This window comes from Bradyrhizobium sp. SZCCHNR1002, from assembly GCF_032381435.1.
In the GTDB taxonomy this organism is placed as follows: domain Bacteria; phylum Pseudomonadota; class Alphaproteobacteria; order Rhizobiales; family Xanthobacteraceae; genus Bradyrhizobium; species Bradyrhizobium aeschynomenes.
Window position 1 is genome coordinate 332,916 of sequence record NZ_JAUHIS010000006.1, and the last position, 26,606, is coordinate 359,521.

Consider the following 26,606-nt stretch of genomic DNA (forward strand, 5'->3'; position numbering starts at 1 on the left):
CTGCGCCTGAACGTTTGCTATTTCAAGGTGCGGCGTGGCCGAGGCTCGCGCTCGGCTGGCTCAGTCGCCGGCCTGCACCGGCGTCGTCCCGCCTGCGCTGTTCTGCCAGACCCAATCGCGGATCTCCGGCATGTCCTCGCCATGCGCGCGGATGTAGCGCGCATGCGTGATCAGCGCGTCGCGGAACTTCTGCTTCACGGCGGCCGCCGACACGCTGAGGCCCGGCACGCGCTCGATCGCCTCGATGGCGAGGTGGAAGCGGTCGAGCTCGTTGAGCACGACCATGTCGAACGGCGTCGTCGTGGTGCCTTCCTCGATGAAGCCGCGCACATGCATGCCGGCATGGTTGGTGCGGCTGTAGGTGAGGCGATGGATCAGATAGGGATAGCCGTGATAGGCGAAGATCACGGGCTTGTCTGTCGTGAACAGGCTGTCGAAGTCGCGATCGCTGAGGCCATGCGGATGCTCTTTCGCAGGCTGCAAGGTCATCAGGTCGACGACGTTGACGACGCGGATCTTCAGCTCGGGCAATTCCTTGCGCAGCAGAGTGACGGCTGCGAGCGTCTCCAGCGTGGGGACATCGCCGGCGCAGGCCATCACCACGTCCGGCTCCGCATCGGCCGGCCCGGTGCCGGCCCATGACCAGATGCCGATGCCGGCGTCGCAATGCGTCGCCGCGTCCGTCATCGACAACCATTGCGGCGCCGGCTGCTTGCCGGCGACGATGACGTTGATGCGGTCGTAGGTGCGCAGGCAATGATCGGCGATCCACAGCAGCGTGTTGGCGTCCGGGGGCAGGTAGATGCGGACGATGTCGGCCTTCTTGTTGGCGACGAGATCGACGAAGCCGGGATCCTGATGGCTGAAGCCGTTATGGTCCTGCCGCCAGACATGCGAGGTCAGCAGATAATTGAGCGACGCGATCGAGCGACGCCATGGCAGCTCGCGCGCGACCTTCAGCCATTTGGCATGCTGGTTGAACATGGAATCCACGATGTGGATGAAGGCTTCGTAGCAGGAGAAGAATCCATGGCGGCCGGTGAGCAGATAGCCTTCCAGCCAGCCCTGGCAGAGATGCTCGCTCAGCACCTCCATGACGCGGCCATCCTGGGCGAGATGGACGTCATAGGGCTCGATGCCTTCCATCCAGACGCGCTCGGTGACGTCGAACACGGCGTCGAGCCGGTTCGAGGCGGTCTCGTCCGGGCCCATGATGCGGAAATTGCGCGTGGCCTGGTTCAACGTAAAGACCTCGCGCAGGAACCTGCCGAGCTCGCGCGTCGCCTCGGCGATGGTCTCGCCGGGGGAGCGAATGTCGACCGCGAAGGCGCGATAGTCGGGCAGCTTCAGCTCGCGCTTGAGAAGGCCGCCATTGGCATGCGGGTTGGCGCCCATGCGCCGCGCGCCTTTCGGCGCCAGCGCCTGCAACTCCGGCGCCAGACGGCCGGTCGCGTCGAACAGCGTCTCGGGCTGGTAGCTCCTCATCCAGGCTTCAAGCAAAGCGAGATGCTGCGGATTGCGGCGGGGATTGCCGATCGGCACTTGATGGGCGCGCCAGAACCCTTCGACCTTGAGGCCGTCAACCTCCTTCGGCCCGGTCCAGCCCTTCGGGCTGCGCAGCACGATCATCGGCCAGCGCGGGCGATGGATCACGGCATCCGGCTGGCGCGCATTCTGCTGGATCGAGCGGATGCTGGCGAGCGCAACGTCGAGCGCATCCGCCATCTGCCGGTGCATCGCCTGGGGCGCATCGCCCTCGACGAACAGCGGCGCGTAGCCGTAGCCCTCGAACAAAGACTTGATCTCGGCATCGGCCATGCGGCCCAGCACGGTGGGATTGGCGATCTTGTAGCCGTTGAGATGCAGGATCGGCAGCACCGCGCCATCATGCGCCGGGTTGAGGAATTTGTTCGAGTGCCACGACGCGGCGAGCGGTCCCGTTTCGGCCTCGCCGTCGCCGATGACGCAGGCCACGATCAGGTCGGGATTGTCGAACGCCGCGCCATAGGCGTGCACCAGCGCATAGCCGAGCTCGCCGCCTTCATGGATCGACCCCGGCGTCTCCGGTGCCGCATGGCTCGGAATGCCGCCGGGAAAGGAGAACTGCCGGAACAGCTTGCGCAGCCCGTCCGCATCGCGCGTGATGTCGGGATAGATCTCGCTGTAGCTGCCCTCGAGATAGGTGTTGGCGACCATGCCCGGGCCGCCATGCCCGGGGCCGCAGACATAGATCACGTTGAGATCCTGTGCGGCGATGGCGCGGTTGAGATGGGCGTAGATGAAGTTCAGCCCCGGCGTCGTGCCCCAATGGCCGAGCAGGCGTGGCTTGATGTGCTCCGGCTTCAGCGGCTCGCTCAGCAGCGGGTTGTCGAGCAGGTAGATCTGGCCGACCGAGAGGTAGTTCGCCGCGCGCCAGTAGCGGTCGAGCAAATCGAGATCGTCGGCCGGATTGCTCTTCGGGGGAGAACTAAGCTGCATGGGACCTCGCTTGCCGTCCGTTTCGCGCCTGCGGGAGAGTACAGGAGAGTAACGCCGCACCGTCCCGTTCCAACGCGGCCGCAGCATAGAACGGGAATGTGATGGCTGGCCTTGCGCAGGCTCAGAACGGATCCTCCGAGCTTGTTCAATTTTGATCTTGTTATGTTCTCTTTTTGTGCTATGTCTTGGCCATGAGCCGAGCATCTTCACATGCCCTCAAGCGCCCGCCGGTCCAGGTGCCCTCCGAGCCGGCGGGCGCGCCTTCCCCGGGTCCTGAGCAGAACCGTCCCGAGACCGATTTCCCCGAGCTCGCGGTCACCATCGACCGGAGCCGGCGCCGCGGCCGGGGGGCGCAATCCAATGCGAGCGGACGCTACGAGGCCGAGGCCCGCATCGCCTTCGACGACGGCTGGCAGAGCCTCGAGGAGCTGCCGCCATTCAAGACCACGGTCGCGACCGACACCTCGCGCAAGGTCATCACTCGCAACGACTCGCCGGACATTGGCTTCGATCGCTCGATCAATCCGTATCGGGGCTGCGAGCACGGCTGCGTCTATTGTTTCGCGCGGCCGACCCACGCCTTCCTCGGCCTGTCGCCCGGCCTCGACTTCGAATCCAAGCTGTTCGTGAAGCCGGACGCGCCTGTGCTGCTGGAAAAGGAGCTCGCGGCGAGCGGCTATGAGCCGCGAATGATCGCGATCGGCACCAACACCGATCCCTACCAGCCGATCGAGCGTGAGCGGAAGATCATGCGCGGCATTCTCGAGGTGCTGGAAAAGGTTGGCCATCCCGTCGGAATCGTCACCAAGTCGGCGCTGGTGATGCGTGATGCCGACATTCTGGCGCGGATGGCCAAGAAGAACCTGGCAAAGGTCGCGATCTCCGTGACCACGCTGGATCCGAAGCTGGCGCGTACCATGGAGCCGCGGGCGTCGACGCCGTCGAAGCGGCTGGAGGCGCTGCAGGCGCTCTCCAAGGCGGGCATTCCGACGACCGTGATGGTGGCACCGGTGATTCCGGCGCTGAACGACAGCGAGATCGAGCGCATCCTCGATGCCGCCGCTCATGCCGGCGTCAAGGAAGCTGCGTACGTGCTGCTGCGCCTGCCGCTGGAGGTGCGCGACCTGTTCCGCGAATGGCTGCTCGAGCATTATCCGGATCGCTATCGCCACGTCTTCACCCTGATCCGCGATATGCGCGGCGGCCGCGACTACGACTCGCAATGGGGCACCCGGATGAAGGGGACAGGTCCTATGGCCTGGATGATCGGCCGCCGCTTCGAGATCGCCTGCGAGAAGCTCGGCCTGAACAAGCGGCGGACCAAGCTGACGACGGATCATTTCGTGCGGCCGAAGGGCGGCGGGCAGCAGCTCAGCCTGTTTTGAAGGATGAGAGAGGGCGTCATGGGTGCCGAGGTCGTGGTTCCGCGGTTCACGGTTGTCACGCTCGGCGTCTCCGAGATGCGGCGGAGCATCGCGTTCTACGCCTCGCTCGGCTTCGTTCGGAAGTTCCAGGCGACCGGGGAGGCCGTGGCGTTCTTCGAGACTGGAGCAACCGTTCTGGCGCTGTATCCTTGGCACACGCTGGCACAAGAAGCCGGTGTGCCGGAGGAACCTCGTCCGCGGGCGTTCCGCGGTGTGACGCTGGCCTGGAACTGCCGCTCCGAGGCTGAGGTCGATGCAGCCCTGGCCGCGGCGGTCGCGAAGGGAGCCTCGCTGCTGAAGCCGGCCCATCCGACCCACTATGGTGGCTATTGCGGCTATTTCGCCGATCCGGACGGCCATGTCTGGGAAGCCGTCGTGGCGCCGGGGATCGAAGTCGGCGACGACGGTCGGGTGCGTCTGCCGGAGGAGTCCAGGGCCGCGGACCCACGTTGCGAATAGTGGGGAATTGAGAAAGGTTGCGGGTTGCGCGGCTGCGTCCCGGTCCGCACCATGCCGACCATGATTCGGGACCAAGCGAACAAGCCGGGCAGGGCGAAGGCCGCCAGTGGTGCGTCGGCCAAGAGCGGCGCTGCGAAGGTTGGTGTTACGAAGGCTGGCGTTACGAAGGCTGACGCTGCGAAGAGCGGCGCTGCGAAGGGGGCGGCTAAGCTCGGCTCTGCAAAGGAGGCCGGCAAGGCTGGCGGCAGGCTCGGCAAGGGTGTCATTGCGGTGGCGCCGCCGAGTTTCCGCCGCGAGCGTGCTCTGCTGAAGCAGGGCATCTGGCCGGTCGCCGGCTGCGACGAGGCCGGCCGTGGTCCGCTCGCGGGCCCGGTCGTGGCGGCAGCCGTGATTCTCGATCCCGACCGCATTCCGAAGGGGCTCGACGATTCGAAGCGGCTGAGCGCGGAGCAGCGCGAGGCGCTGTTCGACAAGATCTGCAAGACCTCCGCCTTCGCCGTGGCGGTCGCCTCGCCGGCGCGCATCGATCGCGACAACATCCTGCGGGCGTCGCTGTGGGCGCTTGCGCGGGCGGTGAAGGCGCTGCCGGAGGCGCCCAGGCACGTGTTCGTCGACGGTCGTGACCGCATCGATGTCGACTGCGGCTGCGAGGCCGTGATCGGCGGTGACGGGCTGGTGATGTCGATCGCGGCGGCTTCGATCGTCGCCAAGGTGACGCGGGACCGGCTGATGTGCGCGCTGGCGCAGGACTGCCCGGGCTACGGCTTCGAGCAGCACAAGGGCTACGGCGTGCCCGAGCATCTGGCTGCACTCGACCGGCTCGGCCCTTCGGTCCATCACCGCAGCCTGTTCGCCCCGGTCGTGGCGGCCCGGCGCAAGCATCAGCCTTGGACCGAGGTGCCGGAGCCGGATCTCTTCGCCGAGGTGAGCGTGGTGACATCCACCGAAATCTCCCTTGAGGCCTGATGCCGGTTGCCTCGATGGCGCCGCGGTCTTAATAGCTTTAGTCAGCCAACCAGCACGACGTGTCACTCCTCGCAGCGGGGCGGTCTTGTGGGCCTCGATCATGCGGTATTGATTGCGGGCGCCGGACACCGCGGTTGCGGATGAGGGACGGTCCTGCCGGCCTCCTCGACGTCCTCAGCGATCCAGCTAAGCGATCCAGCCGTTCATGCGTTTCACGTCACTGGTTGTCGAACTGATCCGCGCCAGGCCACGGCTGGTCGTCGTCATCGTAGTGCTGTGCCAGGCCATGATGTGGCTCGGCACAGCCGTGCTGTTCTATCGCAGCCCGCCCGGCCAGCTCGCCACCGCCATCGCGTTCGGACGCGAGTACCAGGTCGGCACCGACCTCGGACCACCGCTGTCGTTCTGGCTTGCGGACATCGCCTACCGCGTCGCCGGCAACCATCTATTCGGCGTCTATGTGCTGGCGGCGCTGTGCTCGGCCCTCAGTCTGTGGGTGATCTACCTCCTGGCGCGGACGATCGTCGGTGGCCAGCAGGCGGTGCTCGCGGTGCTGCTGACGATGACGATCACCGCCTTCGGCGCGCCGACCCTCGAATTCGGTCCCGAGGTGCTGGCGCGGCCACTGTGGGCGCTGCTGCTGCTGCACAGTTGGCGGATCCTCGGCCAGGGCCGGCGCAATGCCTGGTTCGCGTGGTCGATCGAGGCCGGCCTGTTGCTGCTGACGACGCCGGCCGCCGCCGGCCTGCTGCTGCTGCTCGCCGGCTTCGTGGTGTCGACGGCGCAGGGCCGCCGCGTGCTGCGCTCGTTCGATCCGCTGTTCGCACTCCTCGTCGTGCTGGCGTTGGCGCTGCCCTACCTCATTTTCGTGCTGCGCTCCGACAGTGTCGGGCTGCCCGCACTGCCGATGCTCGCGGAGCTTTCGACGCGAGCCTGGCATTGGCTCGCCTTGGCGGGGGGGATCCTGCTGGCGCTCTCGGCCGTCGTGCTGCTCGTGCTGCTCGACGCCAGCTGGATCAACCGCAGCGAGACCGACGCCCCGATCATCTATCGTCGCGCCGTTCCGGCGCTCGCACGCGACTTCGTCTATTGCTTCGCGATCGCGCCGGTCTTGGCGGGTAGCCTGATCTCGGGTCTGTTCGGACTGCCGACCGTGTTCGGCGGGGCCGCAGTCACATTGAGCATGGTCGGCCTCGCATTGGTGGTGGCATCGGGCGACCTGATCTATCTGCGCCGGCAGCGGCTGCTGCGCATGGTCTGGGCAGCCGCGGTTGCGGCACCGGCCGTCCTCGTTGCGGGCAGCGCCGTGGTCTTGCCCTTGGTCGGCGACCGCGAGGTCGCGACGGCGATGCCGGCCCGCGACATCTCCCGCTTCTTCGTCGAGAGCTTCGAGCGCCGCACCAACCAGCGGCTGCAGGCGGTCGCCGGCGATCCGCAACTCGCCAGCCTGGTCGCGTTGGGCCGCCGCCGCGCGCATCTGTTCCTCGATGCCACGCCGCAGCGGACGCCGTGGATGACGGCGGCGAAGTTCGCCGAGAACGGCGGCATCGTGGTCTGGCGCGCTTCGGACACGGCCGGCACGCCGCCGCCGGAGCTGGTCCAGCGTTTCCCCGGCCTCGTGCCGGAGGTGCCGCGCAGCTTCGACTGGCTGATCAACGGCCGCCAGCCGGTGCTGCGCATCGGCTGGGCGATCGTGCGGCCGAAGGGAACGTAGCGCTATCCGCGAACACCGTCATTGCGAGGAGCACTTGCGACGACTTGTCCGCCATAGCCCGGAGGGCGACGGCGGAAGCAATCCAGAGTCCCGCCCACGCCCCCGGATTGCTTCGCTTCGCTCGCAATGACGCGGCGAGGGCGGGGGCTTACACCGCCAGCACCGTCGCGATCGCGCGCAGATCCTGCCACGACAGCCGCTTGTAGGACGGCGAGCGCAGCAGGTAGGCCGGGTGGAAGGTGGCGATCGCGCGGATGGTGCGTTTGCCGGTGTCGTAGTCGCGCCACTTGCCGCGGGTGCGCATGATTCCCTCGGTGGTGCCGAGCAGCGCCTGGGTCGACGGATTGCCGAGCGTCACCAGCACGTCGGGATCGACCAGCTCGATCTGGCGACGGATGAAGGGCAGGCAGATCTGGGTCTCCTGCGGCGTCGGCGTGCGGTTGCCTGGCGGCCGCCATGGGATGACGTTGGCGATGTAGACCTTGCTGCGATCGAGCCCGATCGCGCCGATCATACGGTCGAGCAGCTTGCCGGAGCGGCCGACGAACGGCAGCCCCTCGATATCCTCGTCGCGACCGGGCGCCTCGCCGACCAGCATGATGCGCGCCTGCGGGTTGCCGTCGGCGAACACCAGCCGCGTGGCGGTCTGCTTCAGCGCGCAGCCGTCGAATTTCTCGAGCAGGTCGCGCAGGGCGTCCAGGGTCGGCGCCGTCACGGCCGCCTCGCGGGCCGAGGCGATCGCGGCGTCCGGCGGAGGCGGCGGTTCGCCGCGCGGCGGAACGATCGCAGGTCCCCCGGGCTTGCCGAGTTGCGACGCCACCGCAGCACGGGCGGCGGGCGCCGCGGCCGAAGGGATGGGCTCGGGCTCGACCAGCCGGTTGATCGGCTCGTCGGCGAGCGCGCAATCGACCCCGGCCTCCAGATAGAAGGCGAGCAGTTGGCGGACGTCGGGGAGGGGCTCGGGGGTCATCATGATCGATCGCTGCAGCAGTCTACGCTGCCTCGGCGCATGGCGGAATGCATTTACGTGGTTGTCCCGGCCCGAAAAATCGGAAACAAGAGCTTGGAATAACCCAAAAACGGGACGGAACGCCCTAGTGTTCCGGCGCCAGCCTTCGCTCTCCCCTCGGGATCAGCCTCAGCGACCGGCCGACGCCTTCAGGAACCCTAGTTAAGTCATTGTTGCTATTGCAGCTTCGGTTTGGCCTTTGCATGCGCCAGGGGAATGCGAAGGCCGGACCCACTGCACCAGCCGGGCCTGAGATCGAGAGACATGAGCACCGAAGAATTACCCGAGCGCGAATCCATGGAGTTCGACGTCGTCATCGTCGGCGCAGGTCCGTCGGGCCTGACCGCCGCGATCCGGCTGAAGCAGCTCAATGCCGACCTCAACATCGTCGTGGTCGAGAAGGGCTCCGAGGTCGGCGCGCACATCCTGTCGGGTGCCGTGATCGATCCGGCCGCGCTCGACAAGCTCATCCCGGACTGGCGCACGGATGACGATTGCCCGCTGAAGACGCAGGTCCAGGTCGACAAGTTCTTCTGGATGACCGAGAGCGGCGCGATTTCACTGCCGGCCTTCGCGATGCCGCCGCTGATGGACAATCACCACTGCTACATCGGCTCGCTCGGCAATGTCTGCCGCTGGCTGTCGCGCAAGGCCGAGGCGCTCGGCGTCGAGATCTATCCGGGCTTCGCCGCGACCGAGGTGCTGTATGACGAGCAGGGCGCGGTGCGCGGCATCGCCACCGGCGACATGGGCATCGGCAAGGACGGCAAGCCGAAGGCGTCGTTCACGCGCGGCATGGAGCTGCTCGGCAAGTACACGTTGTTCGCGGAAGGTGCCCGAGGCAGCCTGTCCAAGCAGCTGATCGCGAAGTTCGCGCTGGACGCCAAGAGCGAACCGGCGAAATTCGGCATCGGCCTCAAGGAAGTCTGGCAGATCGATCCCGCCAAGCATCAGAAGGGCCTGATCCAGCACTCGTTCGGCTGGCCGCTCGACATGAAGACCGGAGGCGGCTCGTTCCTGTATCACTATGACGACAATCTCGTCGCGGTCGGCTTCGTCGTGCATCTGAACTACGACGATCCTTATCTGTCGCCGTTCGAGGAATTCCAGCGCTTCAAGACGCACCCCTCGATCCGCGGCGTATTCGAAGGCGGCAAGCGGCTCGCTTATGGCGCGCGCGCCATCACCGAAGGCGGCTATCAGTCGGTGCCGCGGCTGTCGTTCGCAGGCGGCGTACTGATCGGCTGCGCGGCGGGCTTCGTCAACGTGCCGCGCATCAAGGGCGTGCACAATGCGATGGGCAGCGCGATGCTCGCGGCCGAGCACGTCAATGCCGCGCTCGCCGCCGGCCGCGCCAATGACGAACTGGTCGAGTATGAGAACGCCTGGCGCTCCTCGCCGGTGGGCGAGGACCTGTTCAAGGTCCGCAACGTCAAGCCGCTCTGGTCGAAGTTCGGCACCGTGCTCGGCGTCGTCCTCGGCGGCTTCGACATGTGGTGCAACACGCTCGGCTTCTCGCTGTTCGGCACCCAGTCGCACGCCAAGCCCGATCGTGCCACGCTCGATCCGGCCAAGGCGCATCAGCCCAAGCCCGCGATGAAGCCGGACGGCAAGTTGACCTTCGACCGGCTCTCCTCGGTGTTCCTGTCCAACACCAATCATGAGGAAGACCAGCCGGTGCATCTGAAGGTCGCCGACATGGCGCTGCAGAAGAGCTCCGAGCACGACGTCTATGCCGGGCCTTCGAACCGCTATTGCCCGGCCGGCGTGTATGAGTGGGTCGAGGATGGCACGAGCCCGCGCTTCGTGATCAACGCGCAGAATTGCGTCCACTGCAAGACCTGCGACGTCAAGGACCCCAATGGCAACATCACCTGGGTTCCTCCGGAGGGCGGTGGCGGACCGAACTACGAGGCGATGTAGCGCAAGGTTAACGCACGTTTGCGTGAGGCGGCTGTCCCGACAGGGGCAGCCGGCCACGATACGGCCATACTGGCGCGGTTTGTCGCAGGTCACCTTGGCCACAGGGGCTTCCGGCTGACCCGAATATCCTGCAAATCCTTGCGGTTGGCCGCTAAACGCGGCATTGTCGGCGCCTTGAAGAGCTGCCGATCGGGTTCGTGTCCGTGACGATCCGTCATTCCCAACAATCAGAGCGCACCGTGATGTCATCCATTCGCAATCGCTGGACCGCAATTGCCGTTGCCGCCTTGCTGCTTCCCGGTACCGTCCTGGCCCAGACGCCGGATCATCCGACTGACACCACCGCGAAGTTTCCGACCAGCGTCGATCTGAAGTCGCTCACCACCTCGGGCAGCTATCTCGCGGCCCGCCACGCCAGCGTCGAGCGTGATGCTGCCTCCGCCGCCGCCTTCTATCGCTCGGCGCTGCGCACCGATCCCAAGAACAACGAGCTGCTCGACCGTGCCTTCATCTCCTCGGTTGCGGACGGCGACATCGACGAAGCCGTGAAGCTCGCCGAGCGCGTGCTCGCGGTCGACAAGTCGAACCGCATCGCGCGTCTCGTGATGGGCGTGCAGGACATCAAGCAGAAGAAATACGCGGCCGCCCAGAACAACATCAACCAGTCGGTGCGCGGGCCGATCACCGATCTCGTCGCGACATTGCTGTCCGCCTGGGCCACGGCCGGAGCGGGTGATTCCAAGACGGCCGTCGCCAACATCGACAAGCTGACCGGTCCGGAATGGTATCCGCTGTTCAAGGACCTGCACGCCGGCATGATCCTGGAGCTCGCCGGCAAGGAGAAGGAGGCCGGCATCCGCTTCGAGCGCGCCTACAAGCTCGACGATTCGATGCTGCGCATCACCGAGGCCTATGCGCATTGGCTGTCGCGCAACAAGGATGCGGCGGCGGCCACCGCGATCTATGAGGCGTTCGACAAGAAGCTCGCACGCCACCCGCTGGTGCAGGAGGGGCTGCGCGAGACCAAGGCCGGCAAGAAGCTGCCGCCGCTGGTCGACTCCGCGCAGGCCGGCGCAGCCGAGGCGCTGTACGGCATCGGCGCCACCCTCAGCCGCCGCGGCGGCGAGGACCTCGCGCTGGTCTATCTGCAGCTCGCGCTGCATCTGCAGCCGAACCATCCGCTGGCGCTGCTGTCGCTCGCCGATCTCTACGAGACGGTGAAGAAGCCGCAGATGGCGATCAAGGTCTATGAGCGCGTGCCGGCGAGCTCGCCGCTGAAGCGCAATGCGCAGATCCAGCTCGCCACCGACCTCGACAGCGCCGATCGCAGCGACGACGCGATCAAGATCCTCAAGGACGTCATCACCCAGGACCCGAAGGATCTCGAAGCGATCATGGCGCTCGGCAACATCGAGCGCGGCCGCAAGAAGTTCGCCGATTGCGCCAAGACCTATTCGCTCGGGGTCGATTCGCTGCCCGCCAACAACGACAAGGCCAACAGCGTCTATTACTACTATCGCGGCATCTGCCTGGAGCGCTCCAAGCAGTGGCCGAAGGCCGAGGCCGACATGCGCAAGGCGCTCGAGCTGCAGCCCGACCAGCCGCACGTGCTGAACTATCTCGGCTATTCCTGGATCGACCAGGGCGTCAATCTCGACGAAGGCATGAAGATGATCAAGCGCGCCGTCGAGCAGCGCCCCGACGACGGCTATATCGTCGACTCGCTCGGCTGGGCCTATTACCGCATCGGCAACTACGAAGAGGCGGTGAAGAATCTCGAGCGCGCGATCGATCTCAAGCCCGAAGATCCGACCATCAACGACCATCTCGGCGACGCCTACTGGAAGATCGGCCGCAAGCTGGAAGCCAAGTTCCAGTGGGCGCATGCCCGCGACCTGAAGCCGGAGGCCGAGGAGCTGCCGAAGATCGAGGCCAAGATCCAGAACGGCCTGGCCGATGACCCGGCGCCTGCCGCCGCGAGCGCCGACACCAAGGACGCGCCGGCCGACGCCAAGAAGGACGACGGCAAGGGCGGCTAGGTCGTCCGATCATGGTCTGAGAGCGATTGCGGGCTCCTCGGTCGACCGGGGAGCCCGGATGATTTTGATGAAGCGTGTGGCGGTGCCGGCCACGCTCGTTTCAGCCGCGGGCTGACAGCGACACCGGACCCTTGCCACGGAGGAGAGGTTGGGGGCATAGCGCCGATGTTGGCGTCCACGGTCACCGGCGCGCTGCAGGAGCAGGGCCGCGCCAAGGTCAATCTGACGCTGCGGGTCGTCGGCCGCCGCGTCGACGGTTATCATGATCTCGAAAGCGTCGTCGCGTTCGCCGACTGCGCGGACCAGCTCACGCTGGCGCCGGGCGAGGGGCTGACGTTGACCACGACGGGGCCGCTCGCGGACGCCTGCGGTGACACCTCCGACAATCTCGTGCTCAAGGCGGCGCGGCTGCTGGCCGAGGCGGTCCCCGGCCTGAGGCTCGGCGCCTTCACGCTGGAAAAGGTGCTGCCTGTCGCGGCCGGCATCGGCGGCGGCTCGGCGGACGCGGCCGCAGCGCTGCGGCTGCTGGCGAAGTTGAACGGCCTGTCGCTGGATGATCCGCGATTGCAGGCGGTGGCGCTGAAGACCGGCGCCGACGTCCCGGTCTGCGTTCCCTCACGCGCCTGTACCATGACCGGCGTGGGGGAGAATTTGCAACCGCTCGCGCTGCCCGTCCTGCCCTGCGTGATGATCAATCCGCGCGTGCCGGTCGCGACAAAGGACGTCTTCCAGGCGCTCGGGCTGAAGCCGGGCGATCTGCTGGTGGGGGTGACTGATGTGCTCACGGCGCCGTCCTGGCCGAAGTCCGGTGCGTCGATCGGGGATTGGGTCAGTGCGCTCGACCGGGTGAAGAACGATCTGGAGCCACCCGCGCTGAAGGTGCAGCCGATCATCAACTCCGTGCTCGACGCGCTCCGCGCCAGCTCCGGCGTGCTGCTGGCGCGGATGTCGGGTTCGGGGGCGACGTGCTTTGCGATCTATGGCAGCGCGGCTGATGCCAAAGCGGCCGGGGCTGCGATCGCCGCTGCGCACCCCGAGTGGTGGGTGCATGCGGGAACGCTGAGCTAACTAACCAAACGCCGCGAAACGACTGCCCAATACAGCGCCCTCGCCCCTTGCGGGAGAGGGCATGTACGGCCCATCAACGCACGCGGTTGGGTGAGGGGTATCTCTCCTCGAACTCCGCTCGTCGAGGCATACCCCTCACCCAAGCGAGCTTGCCGCGCTGTTCTACATGCCCTCTCCCGCAAGGGGAGAGGGCGCAGTCACGGCGCTGTCTACGCGGCACGTGACACTCTCGATGGAGTGGCAGGTACTAACTAATGCGACCTTGCCAGGCAGAACGCCACGACCTGCTCCAGCGCCGTCTTCATCGGCGAGGCCGGGAACAGAGCCAGCGCATCCACTGCCATCGCGCCGTAATGATGCGCGCGGCTGATCGTGTCCTCCAGCGCGCGATGCTTGTTCATCAGGCCGATGGCATGGTCGAGATCGCTGTCGTTGATCTCGCCACGCTCGAGCGACTTGATCCAGAACGCGCGCTCGCTGTCGCTGCCGCGGCGGAACGCGAGCACCACCGGCAGCGTGATCTTGCCCTCACGGAAATCGTCACCGACATTCTTGCCGAGCTTGGTGGCCTTGCCGCCATAGTCGAGCACGTCGTCGACGAGCTGGAAGGCGATGCCGAGATTCATGCCGAACGAGCGCGACGCCGTCTGCTCGGCCTTGGGCCGGTCGGCGAGCACGGGACCGACCTCGCAGGCGGCGGCGAACAGCTCGGCCGTCTTGCCGCGGATCACCGCGAGATATTCGTCCTCGGTGGTCGCGGTGTTCTTGGCGGCGGCCAATTGCATCACCTCGCCCTCGGCGATGGTGGCGGCGGCCGCGGAGAGAATGTCGAGCGCGCGCAGCGAGCCGACCTCGACCATCATGCGGAACGCCTGTCCCAGCAGGAAGTCGCCGACCAGCACGCTGGCCTCGTTGCCCCACAGCATGCGCGCCGACAATTTGCCGCGGCGCATTTCGCTCTCGTCAACCACGTCGTCATGCAGCAGCGTCGCGGTGTGCATGAACTCGACCGCGGCCGCGAGCTTGACGTGGCCGTCGCCGCTGTACTCGGTGAGATGCGCCATCGCCAGCGTCAGCATCGGCCGCAGCCGCTTGCCGCCGGAGGAGATCAGGTGATTGGCGACCTCCGGGATCATCGTCACGTCGGATCCGGTGCGCGACAGGATCGTGGCGTTGACTCGTTCCATGTCGGCCGCGACCAGCCCGACCAGCCCATCGATCGAAGCGCCCGATGGACTTTCGAAAGGTACGATAACCGCCACGCTGGTCTCCAATTTTGCTATCCTGGTTTCGACAATAGAAACTGCGGCCGCAGGCGGCAAGGGCGGACACGGAACCTTGACCCACGCCCTTGGAAGCCTTGCTTGACCCCGGCCTGCATGGAGACATAACGATTGAAGGAATTGGTTCGGACCAACGACATCGTGCTGGTTTCAGCAATCGGGGCGCTGCTCGACGGCGCCGACATCCATCACCTCGTCCTCGACCAGAACATGAGCATCATAGAGGGCTCACTCGGCATCCTGCCGCGCCGGATACTGGTGCATGAGGACGACAATCTGCAGGCCCGCCGATTGCTGACCGAGGCCGGGCTGGCGCACGAACTGCGCCCCGATGAGTGACGCTGCCGCCATCTCCGAGGACGCGGTGCTCGGTGGGCGCTTGCGGCTGCGGCAGCCGGCCAGCGGCCATCGTGCCGGCCACGACGCCATCCTGCTGGCTGCCGCAACGGCCGCGCGCCCCGGTGATCGCGTGGTCGACCTCGGGGCCGGGGTGGGGACCGCGGGACTGGCCGTGGCCACACGTGTCGACGGCATCCGGCTCGTGCTGATCGAGCGCGATCCGGATCTGGCGGGCCTGGCGCGCGACAATGCGCGTGCCAATGATTTGCGGGCCGAAGTGGCCGTTCTTGATGTCGCCGCTGACGCCGCAGCCTTCGCCGCGATGGGGCTCGGGCCAGACAGCATCGACGTCGTGCTGATGAACCCGCCGTTCCACGATGCCGCGCGTCACCGTGCCTCGCCGGACGCTGCACGCGCGGCCGCGCACATGGCGACCGCGGCGACCTTGGAGATCTGGATCCATGCTGCGCGCCGGATGCTCAAATCCGGCGGTGTGCTGACCTTGATCTGGCGAGCCGATGGGCTGGGGGAGGTGCTGGCGGCGCTGGGGCGCGGCTTCGGCAGCCTTGCCATTCAACCGGTCCACGGTCAGGCCGGAAAGCCGGCAATCCGTATCCTGGTGAGGGCCGTTAAGGGAGGCCGGGCGCCGACCCGGATCTGGCCGGGTCTGATGCTGAACGAGGCAACAGGTGTGCCGAATGAAGACGTCTTGCGTGTGCTGGAAGGGCAGGGGGCGCTGGCTCTGGCCGCCCCCTGAACAGTCGGTCGGGGTCGCGCGTTATTGCGTCTGCGCCTCGGACTGGCGTTCGGTTACCGACGTGAAACGGATCGCCGTCAAGAGAGTACCGATCAGCAGCATCAACAGGTAGACCTTCATGTATTCCTCCGCCGCACTCTGCAACCTGACTCGCCGTGCAATTGCCCAGCGCATAGCAAGGCTCGTTCCAGCCCATTGAATGGCAGCGGCGCGATAAAAAATGGTAAATCCGAGGTAACTGAATGGTGGACAATTTGACACAACCCAGCGATGCAGCCGGGCCTTTTGATCGGTTGAAAGCGCTGCTGCCGGCGCGTCTGCGCGGCGCGCCGGTGGTGCCCGTCGTCCGCCTGTCCGGTGTGATCGGCGCGGTGACGCCGCTGCGTCCCGGGTTGACCCTCGCCGGCGTCGCCAAGATGCTGGAGCGCGCGTTCTCAATGCGCAACGCCAAGGCGGTGGCGCTGGTGATCAACTCGCCCGGCGGCTCGCCGGTGCAGTCGCGCCAGATCTATCTGCGCATCCGCCAGCTCGCGGCGGAGAAGAAGCTGCCGGTGCTGGTGTTCGTCGAGGACGTCGCGGCGTCCGGCGGCTACATGATCGCCTGCGCGGGCGACGAGATCTTCTGCGATCCCTCGTCGATCCTCGGATCGATCGGCGTGGTCGGCGGCTCGTTCGGATTGCAGGACCTGATCAAGAAGATCGGCATCGAGCGCAGGCTCTATACCGCCGGCGAGCACAAGGCGATGCTCGATCCGTTCCTCCCCGAAAACCCTGATGACGTGGCGCGGCTGAAGAAGATCCAGCGCGAGATCCACGCGCTGTTCATCTCGCTGGTCAAGGAGAGCCGCGCGACCCGGCTGAAGGGCGCCGACGACACGCTGTTCACCGGCGAATATTGGGCCGGCGATACCGCCGTGACGCTCGGCCTCGCCGATGCCATCGGCGACATCCGTTCGGTGCTGCGCGCGCGCTTCGGCGACAAGGTCGGAATGCCCGTGGTGGCGCCGGCGGGCGGCCTGCTCTCGGGCCTGCTGGGTCGCAAGGCCGCCGGGGCCGGCAGCCTCGCTGCGGAAGGTCTGGGCCTCGGCTGGTCTGGATTGGCCGAGGAACTGATCTCGGCCGCCGAAACCCGGGCGATCTGGGCCCGATTCGGCTTCTGAGGCCTGGTCCGCGCCATTTTGCCCCCTGCAATCCGGATTGCAGGGGGAACCTGGATCGGCGACAATACGAATCGGGGTGGCTGCTGCACATGAACAAGGATCGACCGATGCCGCCGTTCGTCGCTTTCGCGGGTATGCTGGGCGGGCTTGCCGCGGTTCGCTGGGCCTACAAGACCGCTCAGAAGATCAACCGCGAGCTCGAGGAGGTCAGGCTGTCGCGCGCCGCCGAGGCCGCGCAGCCCGCCGAGATCAAGACCCTGCGCCGTGATCCCGTGACGGGCGCCTACCGGCCGGGCTGACCGCCGCTTGCCACGAAGCGGCGGCGCGAACCGCCGCTGATCCGGCCCTATTGCCTTGATTCCTCGGGGCCTCGCCGATACGGTCCGCGCGCTTTTCCGACCTCGCGAAAGACTGATATCGACGATGGACTCGCTGCCCCCGCACATGCGCCCCGAACGTTCGTTCCAGGGCTTCATCCTCGCCCTGCAACGCTTCTGGGCCGAGCAGGGCTGCGTGATCCTGCAGCCCTACGACATGGAGATGGGGGCGGGCACCTTTCATCCGGCAACCACCTTGCGCGCGCTCGGGCCGAAGCCGTGGAACGCGGCCTACGTGCAGCCGTCGCGGCGGCCGAAGGACGGCCGCTACGGCGAGAATCCGAACCGGATGCAGCACTACTACCAGTTCCAGGTGATCATGAAGCCGTCGCCGCCGAACCTTCAGGAATTGTACCTGAAGTCGCTCGCCGCGATCGGCATCGATGCCGCCGTGCACGACATCCGCTTCGTCGAGGACGATTGGGAGAGCCCGACGCTCGGTGCCTGGGGCCTCGGATGGGAGTGCTGGTGCGACGGCATGGAGGTGTCGCAGTTCACCTATTTCCAGCAGGTCGCGGGCTTCGAATGCGCGCCGGTCGCCGGCGAGCTCACCTACGGCCTCGAGCGCCTGGCGATGTACGTCCAGGGCGTCGACCGCGTCTACGACCTCAACTTCAACGGCCGCGACGGTGATCAGAAGGTCACCTATGGCGACGTCTTCCTGCAGGCCGAGCGCGAATATTCGCGGCACAATTTCGAGCATGCCGACACCGACATGCTGTTCGAGCAGTTCAAGATGGCCGAAGGCGCCTGCCGGAAGTATCTCGACGCCGGCTGGCGCGAGGGCCGCAAGGAGCACCTGATGGCGCTGCCGGCCTACGACCAGTGCATCAAGGCCAGCCACGTCTTCAACCTGCTGGATGCCCGCGGCGTCATCTCCGTCACCGAGCGCCAAAGCTACATCCTGCGCGTCCGCGAACTGGCGAAGGCGTGCGGCGAGGCGTGGCTGCATACGGAAGCGGGCGGGGCGGGGGCAGGTTAGAACGAACGCGGCTGCTTTCGGGCCTCATGGTTCGAGACGCGCCGCGTGCGGCGCTCCTCACCATGAGGGTCTACGGTCTCGCCGCAAATTCAGACCTCGTCCTGAGGAGCCCGCCGGAGGCGGGCGTCTCGAAGGACGGTGGAAGGCACGCTGTCTTCCACGAGTTTAGCAATTCGCGATGGCCTGTCCCCCGAGGGGATGGTGGTTCTTCGCGCAGAGAGACTTGAGACATGCCCGATCTTCTCCTCGAACTGTTCTCCGAAGAAATCCCCGCGCGCATGCAGGCCAAGGCGGCCGACGATCTGCGCCGCATGGTGACCGACAGACTGGTCGCCGAAGGCTTGGTCTACGAGGGCGCCAAGGCGTTTGCGACGCCGCGGCGGCTGGCGCTGACGGTGCACGGCATCCCCGCGCGGCAGGCGGACCTGAAGGAGGAGCGCAAGGGTCCGCGCGTCGGTGGTCCGGATGCCGCGATCCAGGGCTTTCTCAAGGCCACCGGCCTGTCCTCGCTCGACGAGGCGACGATCCAGCGCGATCCGAAGAAGGGCGATTTCTACGTCGCGCTGATCGAGAAGCCCGGCCGTGCCACGCTCGACGTGCTCGCCGAGATGCTGCCGGTGATCGTCAGAACCTTCCCGTGGCCGAAGTCGATGCGCTGGGGCAAGCGCTCGGAGAAGCCCGGCGCGCTGAACTGGGTGCGGCCGCTGCACGCGATCACCGCGACCTTCGGCCTGGAGACCGAGGAGCCTGACGTCGTCAGCTTCGCCGTCGATGGCATCGAGGCCGGGCAGACCACCTATGGCCATCGCTTCCTGGCGCCATCGGCGTTCAATGTGCGCCGCTTCGAGGACTACGAGGCAAAGCTGCTCGACGCCAAGGTCGTGCTCGATCCGCAGCGCCGCAAGGACACCATCGTCACCGACGCCAAGCAGCTCGCCTTCGCGCAAGGCTATGAGCTGGTCGAGGACCAGGTGTTGCTCGACGAGGTCTCCGGCCTCGTCGAATGGCCTGTCGTGCTGATGGGCTCGTTCGATCCGGAGTACCTGAAGGTCCCGGGCGAAGTGATCCGCGCCACCATCCGCAACAACCAGAAATGCTTCGTGGTGCGCGACCCCAGGACCGGCGGGCTCGCGCCGAAGTTCATTCTCACGGCGAACATCGAGGCGACCGACGGCGGCAAGACCATCGTCGCCGGTAACGAGCGCGTCATCCGTGCGCGTCTGTCGGATGCGAAGTTCTTCTACGAGACGGACCTGAAGACGAAGCTCGAGGACCGGCTGCCGAAGTTCGAGCAGATCGTGTTCCACGAGAAGCTCGGCACGCAGGCCGCGCGGATCGCGCGGATCGAGAAGCTCGCCGCCGAGATCGCACCGCTGGTCGGCGCCGATGCGGCGAAGACCGCGCGCGCGGCGAAGCTCGCCAAGGCCGATCTGCTCACGGAAGTGGTCGGCGAGTTTCCCGAGGTACAGGGCCTGATGGGCAAGTACTACGCGCTCGCCCAAGGCGAGGATGCGTCGGTCGCCGCGGCGTGCGAGGAGCACTACAAGCCGCAGGGACCCGGTGATCGCGTGCCGACGGACAAGGTTGCTGTCGCGGTCGCGCTCGCCGACAAGCTCGATACGCTGGTCGGCTTCTGGGCGATCGATGAGAAGCCGACGGGCTCGAAGGATCCCTACGCGCTGCGCCGCGCGGCGCTGGGCGTGATCCGGCTGATCACCGAGAACGCGCTGCGCTTGTCACTGCTGAAGGTGGCTGCTTCTGCGCTGATGGGCCTGCAGGCGAAGAGCGCGCAGGAGCCGGACAAGCTCACAGCCGATCTCCTCTCCTTCTTCGCGGACCGTCTCAAGGTGCAACTGCGCGAGCAGGGCGCCCGGCATGACCTCGTCGACGCCGTGTTCGCACTCGGTGGCCAGGATGACCTGTTGATGGTCGTCCGCCGTGTAGAGGCGCTCGGAAAGTTCCTGGACAGCGACGACGGCAAGAATCTGCTTGCCGGCACCAAGCGCGCCTCCAACATCCTCGCCATCGAGGAGAAGAAGGACAAGCGCAAGTTCGAGGGCGCGCCGGACTCTGCGCTCTACAGGCTCGACGAGGAGAAGGCGCTGGCCAAGGCGATCGGCGAAGTTGCCGCGGAAGCGGGCGCGGGCGTCGCCAAGGAGGACTTTGCCGCGGCGATGCGCGCGATGGTCAAGCTGCGTCCGGCCGTCGACGCGTTCTTCGACAAGGTGAAGGTCAACGACGACGACGCCGCCATCCGCGAGAACCGGCTGAAGCTGCTGAACGAGATCCGCAGCGCGACCCGTGCGGTCGCGGACTTCTCGAAGATCGAGGGCTGAGCAGCCCTGGATCGCTTCGCTCGCGATGACGGAGGAGGGAGCGACATCCTCCGCTGTCATGCCCGCGCAGGCGGGCATCCAGTACGCCGCGGCTTTTCGGTGGACTCGCAATCGTCTCGGCGTACTGGATCGCCCGGTCAAGCCGGGCGATGACAGCTGTGGTGATGGTAGCCAAGCTTGCCACGATCGTCATTGCGAGGCGCTCTCGCGCCGAAGCAATCCAGGGGCCGTGGAGGCAGACTGTCCGTGTCGCCCCTGGATCGCTTCGCTTCGCTCGCGACGACGACCCGGAGCTAACTGCTTCCCAAAAAAGTAAGCCCCGCCCGGCGGGGGGAACCGGGCAGGGCCTTTACATCTGGCCGCTTGCGGGGGCGTTGGCGACCAAATGCGTCTCGATAACTACTCAACCACCTGAATGATCCGCCGCGATCTCGGTTCGACCAGAACAGTTTCGCCGTTCACCACCGTGTAGCGATAAGGTGTCGCACCGAAACGCTCGGGAACGTCGTAGTATGTAACACCCGACTCGGGCAGGACGGTCCCAACAATGACGCGATCCGGGATCACATAGTTGGGAACACGCTCGCGCACGACGTATTCGCGGAATTCAGGGCGACGTTCCACCCTGATCACGGGAGCATCCTCCTCGACCACGATGCTGCGTCCCACGGTGGTGGACTGCGCCTGCGCTGCCGCCGGGATCACGAGTGCGGCCACGAGGGCGGCAAGGGTGATTTGCGTTCGCATGGACGAAACTCCTTGGCTGTTGATCCGCTGAGCGGGACCGGCGTGCGCCGGCATCCGCCTTCCAATGCGACCACCGGTGTATCGTTCCGCGCCGGGCCTTGCGCATCCGGAGGCATTTCTGCGGCAGATCCTCGAGGTAGGGAACCGGAACCCGGGCCGTGCGTCTCCTATTCCGCCACGATGACGCAGGATAAGGTCTGGCCTCGTCGAATCGCCCCGGCTTCCGGTCCTTCAATCCTTTTCGAGTTTGCCGATGACCCTCACTGCGACCCACATCGCGCCGATCGTCTCTCTCATCGCGGGTGTCCTGATCCTCATCATGCCGCGCCTGTTGAACCTCATCATCGCGATCTTCCTGATCGTGAACGGCCTGCTCGGCCTCGGCGTGCTCAGGTGGTTCCACCTGCACTAGCCTCCGGCACTAGTCCCAAGGTCGGGAACCTCTGTGCTTGCGCCGCAGCGCCCAAAGTGGTGTAAGGCGCGCGATTTCTCCTCCCCATTTGCGGATCGAACCATCTCATGGCCAAAGCGGTAGCGAAGTCTAAGAAAGTCGCAGCGAAATCAAAGCCTTCCAAGCCGGGCAAGGCCAAGGCCGCTCCGCTCGCCCCGCCGCGCAAGGCGCTAAAGACGGCTGCGAAGCCCGCTGCCAAGATCCCCGCCAAGACCGCAGCGAAGGCCGCGCCAAAATCTGTCGCCAAGGCGCCAGTGAAAACCGCTCCGAAGAAGCCGGCCAAGACAGCTGCCAAGCCGGTCACAAAGGCCGCCGCGAAGCCTGCGGCCAAGAGCGCAGTGACCGCGATCAAGCCGAACAAGTGGGTCTATACCTTCGGCGACGGCAAGGCCGAGGGCAAAGCCGGCCTGCGCGACCTGCTCGGCGGCAAGGGTGCCAACCTCGCGGAGATGGCCAATCTCGGCCTTCCCGTGCCTCCGGGCTTCACCATCCCGACCTCGGTCTGCACCTACTTCTACGCCAACGATAAGACCTATCCGAAGGAGCTGCAGTCGCAGGTCGACAAGGCGCTCGACTACATCGGCAAGCTCACCGGCAAGAAGTTCGGCGATCCGGAAAACCCGCTCCTGGTCTCGGTGCGCTCCGGCGCCCGCGCCTCGATGCCGGGCATGATGGACACCGTGCTCAACCTCGGGCTCAACGACCAGACGGTCGAGGCGCTGGCACAGCTGTCCGGCGACCGCCGCTTCGCCTTCGACAGCTACCGCCGCTTCATCACGATGTATTCGGATGTCGTGCTCGGCTTCGAGCACCATCATTTCGAGGACATCCTCGACAGCTTCAAGGATACCCAGGGCTATCAGCTCGACACCGATCTCTCGTCGGAAGACTGGGAGATGCTGGTCGGGAAGTACAAGGAAGCCGTCGCGCACGAGACCGGCAAGGACTTTCCGCAGGACCCGCACGACCAGCTGTGGGGCGCCATCGGCGCGGTGTTCTCATCCTGGATGAACGCGCGCGCGGTGACCTATCGCAAGCTGCACGACATTCCGGAATCCTGGGGCACCGCCGTCAACGTGCAGGCCATGGTGTTCGGCAACATGGGTGACACCTCGGCCACCGGCGTCGCCTTCACCCGCAATCCCTCGACCGGCGAGAGCAAGCTGTATGGCGAGTTCCTGATCAACGCCCAGGGCGAGGACGTCGTCGCCGGCATCCGCACCCCGCAGGACATCACCGAGGACGCGCGCATCGAGTCCGGCTCCGACAAGGCATCGATGGAAGTCGCGATGCCCGAGGCGTTCAAGGAGCTGACGCGGATCTACACGCTGCTCGAGAAGCACTACCGTGACATGCAGGACATGGAGTTCACGGTCGAGCGCGGCAAGCTGTGGATGCTGCAGACCCGCAGCGGCAAGCGCACCGCCAAGGCGGCGTTGCGCATCGCCGTCGAGCTCGCCAATGAGGGCCTGATCTCGGAGAACGACGCCGTGCTGCGTGTCGATCCGGCCTCGCTCGATCAGCTCTTGCATCCGACCATCGATCCCTCGGCGCAGCGCGACGTCGTCGCCACCGGCCTGCCGGCCTCGCCGGGCGCGGCCTCGGGCGAGATCGTGTTCTCCTCGGACGAGGCCACCAAGCTGCAGGCCGACGGCCGCAAGGTCATCCTGGTCCGCATCGAGACCTCGCCGGAGGACATCCACGGCATGCACGCCGCCGAAGGCATCCTGACCACGCGCGGCGGCATGACCTCGCATGCGGCGGTGGTCGCGCGCGGCATGGGCAAGCCCTGCGTCTCCGGCTGCGGCACCATCCGCGTCGATTACGGCAGGGGCACGATGAGCATCGGCTCGCGCACCTTCAAGACCGGCGACGTCATCACCATCGACGGCTCGGTCGGGCAGGTGCTCGCCGGCCGCATGCCGATGATCGAGCCGGAGCTGTCCGGCGAGTTCGGCACCCTGATGGGCTGGGCCGACGCCGTGCGCGAGACCGGCGTGCGCGTCAACGCCGATACGCCGGAGGATGCGCGCACCGCCATCAAGTTCGGTGCCGAGGGCATCGGCCTGTGCCGCACCGAGCACATGTTCTTCGAGGAGACCCGCATCCGCACGGTGCGCGAGATGATCCTCTCCGAGGAAGAGCAGGAGCGTCGCGCCGCGCTCGCCAAGCTGCTGCCGATGCAGCGCGCCGACTTCGTCGAGCTGTTCGAGATCATGAAGGGGCTGCCGGTCACGATCCGTCTGCTCGATCCGCCGCTGCACGAGTTCCTGCCGCACACCCAGGCCGAAGTGGAAGAGGTCGCGCGCGCGATGAACACCGATCCGCGCCGGCTCGCCGACCGCGCCCGCGAGCTCTCCGAGTTCAACCCGATGCTCGGCTTCCGCGGCTGCCGTCTCGCGATCGCCTATCCGGAGATCGCCGAGATGCAGGCACGTGCGATCTTCGAGGCCGCGGTCGAGGCCGAGAAGCGCACCGGCGAGGCCGTCGGCCTCGAGGTGATGGTGCCGCTGATCGCCACCAAGGCCGAGTTCGATCTCGTCAAGGCGCGCATCGACGCGATGGCGCAGGCGGTGATCCGTGAGACCGGCGCCAAGCTGGAGTACCAGGTCGGCACCATGATCGAGCTGCCGCGCGCGGTCCTGATGGCCGGCCAGATCGCGGAGGCCGCCGAGTTCTTCTCGTTCGGCACCAACGATCTGACGCAGACGACCTACGGCATCAGCCGCGACGACGCCGGCAGCTTCCTCGGCGCCTACGTCGCCAAGGGCATTCTCGAGATCGATCCCTTCATCTCGATCGATCGCGAGGGTGTCGGCGAGCTGGTCAAGATCGGCGTCGAGCGCGGCCGCGCCACGCGGCCCAACCTCAAGGTCGGCATCTGCGGCGAGCATGGCGGCGATCCCGCTTCCGTGGCGTTCTGCCACAAGGTCGGCATGAACTACGTCTCGTGCTCGCCCTACCGCGTGCCGATCGCCCGTCTGGCTGCCGCCCAGTCCGCGCTCGGCAAGGAGATCGCCAGCCAGGCGTGATGCGGTTGCGAACGAATTGAACTGATGAAGGCCGGCACATGTTGCCGGCCTTTTTCGTTTGGGATGAGTTCCGCGCAATTGTGCACGCTTGCGAGCGAATGAAGGGGAAGTCTCATCACCACCGCCGTCATTCCGGGGCATTCGCGCGCAAAATGGCGCAGCCGTTTTAAGCAGCGCGAATGAGCCCGGAATCCATGGCCACAAGCGGCAGCTTGTCGAAGACGAGCGCCACGAGCATCTCGCCTCCTCATGTTCGTTCATGGCTGTGGATTCCGGTCCCGCGCTTCGCGCATCCCGGAATGACGAGGGAGAGCGCGCACGAGTTCCGCTTCATTCACGCAAGTACGGGATTTCTTTCACCGCGTTCGTTGACCGAATGTTCACCACTCGCGTCACGCCGCTGTTTACCACGCACATTGATCGCACGACGTCGCACAACCTCGCCGCTTGCATGTTTCGAAGATGCAACGCGGATTAACTCCTCGGCAACCTAAACCCGATACGAACATGACGGATCGAATTGCACGGAAGCACTGTCGTTCGGTCGAGTGAGTAGCGTAGCGTTGAGCGTATCGATGTTAGTTCTGCGTCCCGGTCCGAAGGGCGCGCGTATTGCGTCCTTCGGACTCGGTCTCTGCGTCTTCGCTCTGATGCCGACAGAGACCGGGTATCAAGACATCGCTTCACGGCTCGCCCGCCAGCCGGGCGTCGCCGAGCGCTGGCAGAAGCGTGTGTCCGCCGCTGCGGCCTCCGTCCAGCTCGCGACCTACAGTTTCGGCCGTCCGATCGGAACCTCCACGCCGCAGGGCGTAGGCATCCGTCTGGCGAGCCTCGGCGGCCGCGACCTCGACATCACCGGCAGCACAACGCCGCGCAATCCGGCACTGCAGGTGCCGCCACGCTATCAGGCTTCCGATTTTCCAAAGGTCGATCGTACGCTGAAGGGCGACCGGCTGGTCGTCCGTCCGTCGGCGCCGACCCCGCCGTCGACCGAGGCGGCCGAGCCGGTCGAAGCGGCGCCGAGCGAGCCCGCGCCGGCAACGCCCGCTCAGCCCGATTCGAATTCCTCGGTGTTCGGTGCCAAGACCACCGAAGCGCCGGCCCTCACGCCGGCCGCGCCGCGCGCGGCCCTCGATCCCGAGCTGCAGGAGGCGCTGAGCGCGCCGCCGCTCGCACAATATGGATCATCGAAGACGGACGCGCGTCCTTCCGGCGAGCTCAAACCCGCAACCGAGCCGCTGCCGGCGGATAGCGACGCGACGTCCGACGGCCTGACGATCAAGACGGCGAATCTCTATTTCGGCACGGCGTCCCTCGGCGGCGTGGCCGGCACGATGGAAACCTGGCAGCCCGGCGAGGCGCCGCTGATCGTCATGCCCGACCCGGACCTCAAGCCGATGGCAGTGCTGTCGCAGCCCTCCGACGACGGTGCCAAGACGGGTGACGGCGGTGAGAGCATCGCGCCCAAGGGCGAGGTGAACGCCGACAACCAGCATGCGCGGACGCCGGCGGAGCGCTTGGGGCTGTCTGACCAGAAGTCGCGCTTCAAGTCCGAGAAGTGTCTGGCGGAAGCGATCTATTTCGAGGCGCGCGGGGAGGCCGTGCGCGGCCAGATGGCGGTGGCGCAGGTGGTGCTGAACCGGGCGTTCTCCGGCTATTATCCGACCACGGTCTGCGGCGTCGTCTACCAGAACAAATATCGCCATTTCGCCTGCCAGTTCACCTTCGCCTGCGACAACAATGCCGACGTGATCCGCGAGCCCGAAATGTGGGACCGCGCCAAGAAGATCGCGGCGGCGATGCTCGATGGGCTGATCTGGCTGCCTGAAGTGGGCAAGTCGACGCACTATCACGCGTATTGGGTGCGGCCGTCCTGGGTCGCCGAGATGAAGCGGATGTACAAGTTCGGCGTCCACACCTTCTACCGGCCCAAGCGCTGGGGCGACGGCAGCGAGGCGCCGAGCTGGGGCACGCCGCAGCAGACCGCGGCCATCTCGGCCGAGCTCACCGAGGCCGCCAAGAGCGAAGCCGAGATCAATCCGAACTGGACGCGGCGGTAGGC

Annotated in this window: 20 protein-coding genes; 16 read left to right on the forward strand and 4 right to left on the reverse strand. The window is 66.3% G+C overall.

The window, feature by feature from the left end; all coding sequences use genetic code 11:
• Positions 1 to 60 precede the first annotated feature (60 nt).
• A complete protein-coding gene (locus tag QX108_RS26555) occupies positions 61 to 2,478 on the reverse strand; it encodes a phosphoketolase family protein (RefSeq protein ID WP_315785773.1) in 2,418 nt (805 codons plus the stop codon).
• A gap of 191 nt (positions 2,479 to 2,669) precedes the next feature.
• On the opposite strand from QX108_RS26555, the gene QX108_RS26560 reads away from it, so the two are divergent.
• From QX108_RS26560 to QX108_RS26575, 4 genes are all read left to right on the forward strand, one after another.
• Positions 2,670 to 3,863: a PA0069 family radical SAM protein gene (locus tag QX108_RS26560; RefSeq protein ID WP_315785776.1), complete on the forward strand. Its 1,194-nt coding sequence runs from the start codon at positions 2,670 to 2,672 to the stop codon at positions 3,861 to 3,863.
• A gap of 18 nt (positions 3,864 to 3,881) precedes the next feature.
• Positions 3,882 to 4,361, forward strand: coding sequence for a VOC family protein (locus QX108_RS26565; protein ID WP_315785779.1), 480 nt, complete (start codon positions 3,882 to 3,884; stop codon positions 4,359 to 4,361).
• Between the two features lie 51 nt (positions 4,362 to 4,412).
• Positions 4,413 to 5,327: a ribonuclease HII gene (locus QX108_RS26570; protein ID WP_315785782.1), complete on the forward strand. Its 915-nt coding sequence runs from the start codon at positions 4,413 to 4,415 to the stop codon at positions 5,325 to 5,327.
• A gap of 205 nt (positions 5,328 to 5,532) precedes the next feature.
• Positions 5,533 to 7,041: a glycosyltransferase family 39 protein gene (locus QX108_RS26575; protein WP_315785794.1), complete on the forward strand. Its 1,509-nt coding sequence runs from the start codon at positions 5,533 to 5,535 to the stop codon at positions 7,039 to 7,041.
• 148 nt (positions 7,042 to 7,189) lie between these two features.
• Here the strand turns inward: QX108_RS26575 and QX108_RS26580 are convergent, their stop codons facing one another.
• Positions 7,190 to 8,011 (reverse strand): uracil-DNA glycosylase, encoded by an 822-nt coding sequence (locus QX108_RS26580; RefSeq protein ID WP_315785795.1) that lies wholly within the window; start codon positions 8,009 to 8,011, stop codon positions 7,190 to 7,192.
• A 303-nt stretch (positions 8,012 to 8,314) separates the two neighbouring features.
• On the opposite strand from QX108_RS26580, the gene QX108_RS26585 reads away from it, so the two are divergent.
• The 3 genes from QX108_RS26585 to QX108_RS26595 all read left to right on the forward strand — a co-directional run bounded on the left by QX108_RS26585 (position 8,315) and on the right by QX108_RS26595 (position 13,080).
• Complete coding sequence (locus QX108_RS26585) at positions 8,315 to 9,973, forward strand: electron transfer flavoprotein-ubiquinone oxidoreductase (RefSeq protein WP_315718815.1); 1,659 nt, start codon at positions 8,315 to 8,317, stop codon at positions 9,971 to 9,973.
• 242 nt (positions 9,974 to 10,215) lie between these two features.
• Positions 10,216 to 12,012, forward strand: coding sequence for a tetratricopeptide repeat protein (locus QX108_RS26590; RefSeq protein ID WP_409998557.1), 1,797 nt, complete (start codon positions 10,216 to 10,218; stop codon positions 12,010 to 12,012).
• Between the two features lie 165 nt (positions 12,013 to 12,177).
• Positions 12,178 to 13,080, forward strand: a complete 903-nt coding sequence (locus QX108_RS26595; protein ID WP_315785796.1) for a 4-(cytidine 5'-diphospho)-2-C-methyl-D-erythritol kinase — start codon at positions 12,178 to 12,180, stop codon at positions 13,078 to 13,080.
• A 251-nt stretch (positions 13,081 to 13,331) separates the two neighbouring features.
• On the opposite strand, the gene QX108_RS26600 is transcribed toward QX108_RS26595, so the two are convergent.
• On the reverse strand, positions 13,332 to 14,342 hold the full coding sequence (locus tag QX108_RS26600; protein ID WP_315785797.1) for a polyprenyl synthetase family protein: 1,011 nt from the start codon (positions 14,340 to 14,342) through the stop codon (positions 13,332 to 13,334).
• A 132-nt stretch (positions 14,343 to 14,474) separates the two neighbouring features.
• Between QX108_RS26600 and QX108_RS26605 the strand changes: the two genes are divergently transcribed.
• The 6 genes from QX108_RS26605 to glyS all read left to right on the forward strand — a co-directional run bounded on the left by QX108_RS26605 (position 14,475) and on the right by glyS (position 20,314).
• Positions 14,475 to 14,702: a DUF2007 domain-containing protein gene (locus QX108_RS26605; protein ID WP_011925103.1), complete on the forward strand. Its 228-nt coding sequence runs from the start codon at positions 14,475 to 14,477 to the stop codon at positions 14,700 to 14,702.
• Complete coding sequence (locus QX108_RS26610) at positions 14,695 to 15,459, forward strand: tRNA1(Val) (adenine(37)-N6)-methyltransferase (RefSeq protein ID WP_315785798.1); 765 nt, start codon at positions 14,695 to 14,697, stop codon at positions 15,457 to 15,459. Before QX108_RS26605 ends, QX108_RS26610 begins: the two co-directional genes overlap by 8 nt.
• A gap of 242 nt (positions 15,460 to 15,701) precedes the next feature.
• Positions 15,702 to 16,619, forward strand: coding sequence for a S49 family peptidase (locus QX108_RS26615; RefSeq protein WP_315718820.1), 918 nt, complete (start codon positions 15,702 to 15,704; stop codon positions 16,617 to 16,619).
• Between the two features lie 107 nt (positions 16,620 to 16,726).
• The gene (locus QX108_RS26620; protein ID WP_172111272.1) at positions 16,727 to 16,918 is read left to right on the forward strand and encodes a hypothetical protein; all 192 of its coding nucleotides are present in this window, start codon (positions 16,727 to 16,729) and stop codon (positions 16,916 to 16,918) included.
• Between the two features lie 124 nt (positions 16,919 to 17,042).
• A complete protein-coding gene (locus QX108_RS26625; protein WP_315785799.1) occupies positions 17,043 to 17,978 on the forward strand; it encodes a glycine--tRNA ligase subunit alpha in 936 nt (311 codons plus the stop codon).
• A 230-nt stretch (positions 17,979 to 18,208) separates the two neighbouring features.
• Positions 18,209 to 20,314: a glycine--tRNA ligase subunit beta gene (gene glyS / locus QX108_RS26630; protein WP_315785800.1), complete on the forward strand. Its 2,106-nt coding sequence runs from the start codon at positions 18,209 to 18,211 to the stop codon at positions 20,312 to 20,314.
• A gap of 399 nt (positions 20,315 to 20,713) precedes the next feature.
• Here the strand turns inward: glyS and QX108_RS26635 are convergent, their stop codons facing one another.
• Entirely contained in the window at positions 20,714 to 21,061 is a 348-nt protein-coding gene (locus QX108_RS26635) for a DUF1236 domain-containing protein (protein WP_315718823.1), read from the reverse strand.
• 253 nt (positions 21,062 to 21,314) lie between these two features.
• Between QX108_RS26635 and QX108_RS26640 the strand changes: the two genes are divergently transcribed.
• The 3 genes from QX108_RS26640 (at position 21,315) to QX108_RS26650 (ending at position 26,604) form a co-directional block, all read left to right on the forward strand.
• Positions 21,315 to 21,473 carry a DUF3096 domain-containing protein gene (locus QX108_RS26640; RefSeq protein WP_172110798.1) on the forward strand — a complete coding sequence of 53 codons (159 nt, stop codon included), beginning with the start codon at positions 21,315 to 21,317 and terminating at the stop codon, positions 21,471 to 21,473.
• A 107-nt stretch (positions 21,474 to 21,580) separates the two neighbouring features.
• Positions 21,581 to 24,544 (forward strand): pyruvate, phosphate dikinase, encoded by a 2,964-nt coding sequence (ppdK, locus tag QX108_RS26645; RefSeq protein WP_315718824.1) that lies wholly within the window; start codon positions 21,581 to 21,583, stop codon positions 24,542 to 24,544.
• 575 nt (positions 24,545 to 25,119) lie between these two features.
• Positions 25,120 to 26,604 (forward strand): cell wall hydrolase, encoded by a 1,485-nt coding sequence (locus tag QX108_RS26650; protein ID WP_315785801.1) that lies wholly within the window; start codon positions 25,120 to 25,122, stop codon positions 26,602 to 26,604.
• The last annotated feature ends 2 nt before the right edge of the window (positions 26,605 to 26,606 follow it).

Excerpts from the sequence above, each read along its gene's own strand:
- QX108_RS26555 (WP_315785773.1), bottom strand. The coding sequence starts at position 2,478 with ATGCAGCTTAGTTCTCCCCCGAAGAGCAATCCGGCCGACGATCTCGAT.
- QX108_RS26560 (WP_315785776.1), top strand. The coding sequence starts at position 2,670 with ATGAGCCGAGCATCTTCACATGCCCTCAAGCGCCCGCCGGTCCAGGTG.
- QX108_RS26565 (WP_315785779.1), top strand. The coding sequence starts at position 3,882 with ATGGGTGCCGAGGTCGTGGTTCCGCGGTTCACGGTTGTCACGCTCGGC.
- QX108_RS26570 (WP_315785782.1), top strand. The coding sequence starts at position 4,413 with ATGCCGACCATGATTCGGGACCAAGCGAACAAGCCGGGCAGGGCGAAG.
- QX108_RS26575 (WP_315785794.1), top strand. The coding sequence starts at position 5,533 with ATGCGTTTCACGTCACTGGTTGTCGAACTGATCCGCGCCAGGCCACGG.
- QX108_RS26580 (WP_315785795.1), bottom strand. The coding sequence starts at position 8,011 with ATGACCCCCGAGCCCCTCCCCGACGTCCGCCAACTGCTCGCCTTCTAT.
- QX108_RS26585 (WP_315718815.1), top strand. The coding sequence starts at position 8,315 with ATGAGCACCGAAGAATTACCCGAGCGCGAATCCATGGAGTTCGACGTC.
- QX108_RS26590 (WP_409998557.1), top strand. The coding sequence starts at position 10,216 with ATGTCATCCATTCGCAATCGCTGGACCGCAATTGCCGTTGCCGCCTTG.
- QX108_RS26595 (WP_315785796.1), top strand. The coding sequence starts at position 12,178 with ATGTTGGCGTCCACGGTCACCGGCGCGCTGCAGGAGCAGGGCCGCGCC.
- QX108_RS26610 (WP_315785798.1), top strand. The coding sequence starts at position 14,695 with ATGAGTGACGCTGCCGCCATCTCCGAGGACGCGGTGCTCGGTGGGCGC.
- QX108_RS26615 (WP_315718820.1), top strand. The coding sequence starts at position 15,702 with ATGGTGGACAATTTGACACAACCCAGCGATGCAGCCGGGCCTTTTGAT.
- QX108_RS26620 (WP_172111272.1), top strand. The coding sequence starts at position 16,727 with ATGCCGCCGTTCGTCGCTTTCGCGGGTATGCTGGGCGGGCTTGCCGCG.
- QX108_RS26625 (WP_315785799.1), top strand. The coding sequence starts at position 17,043 with ATGGACTCGCTGCCCCCGCACATGCGCCCCGAACGTTCGTTCCAGGGC.
- glyS (WP_315785800.1), top strand. The coding sequence starts at position 18,209 with ATGCCCGATCTTCTCCTCGAACTGTTCTCCGAAGAAATCCCCGCGCGC.
- QX108_RS26635 (WP_315718823.1), bottom strand. The coding sequence starts at position 21,061 with ATGCGAACGCAAATCACCCTTGCCGCCCTCGTGGCCGCACTCGTGATC.
- QX108_RS26640 (WP_172110798.1), top strand. The coding sequence starts at position 21,315 with ATGACCCTCACTGCGACCCACATCGCGCCGATCGTCTCTCTCATCGCG.
- ppdK (WP_315718824.1), top strand. The coding sequence starts at position 21,581 with ATGGCCAAAGCGGTAGCGAAGTCTAAGAAAGTCGCAGCGAAATCAAAG.
- QX108_RS26650 (WP_315785801.1), top strand. The coding sequence starts at position 25,120 with ATGTTAGTTCTGCGTCCCGGTCCGAAGGGCGCGCGTATTGCGTCCTTC.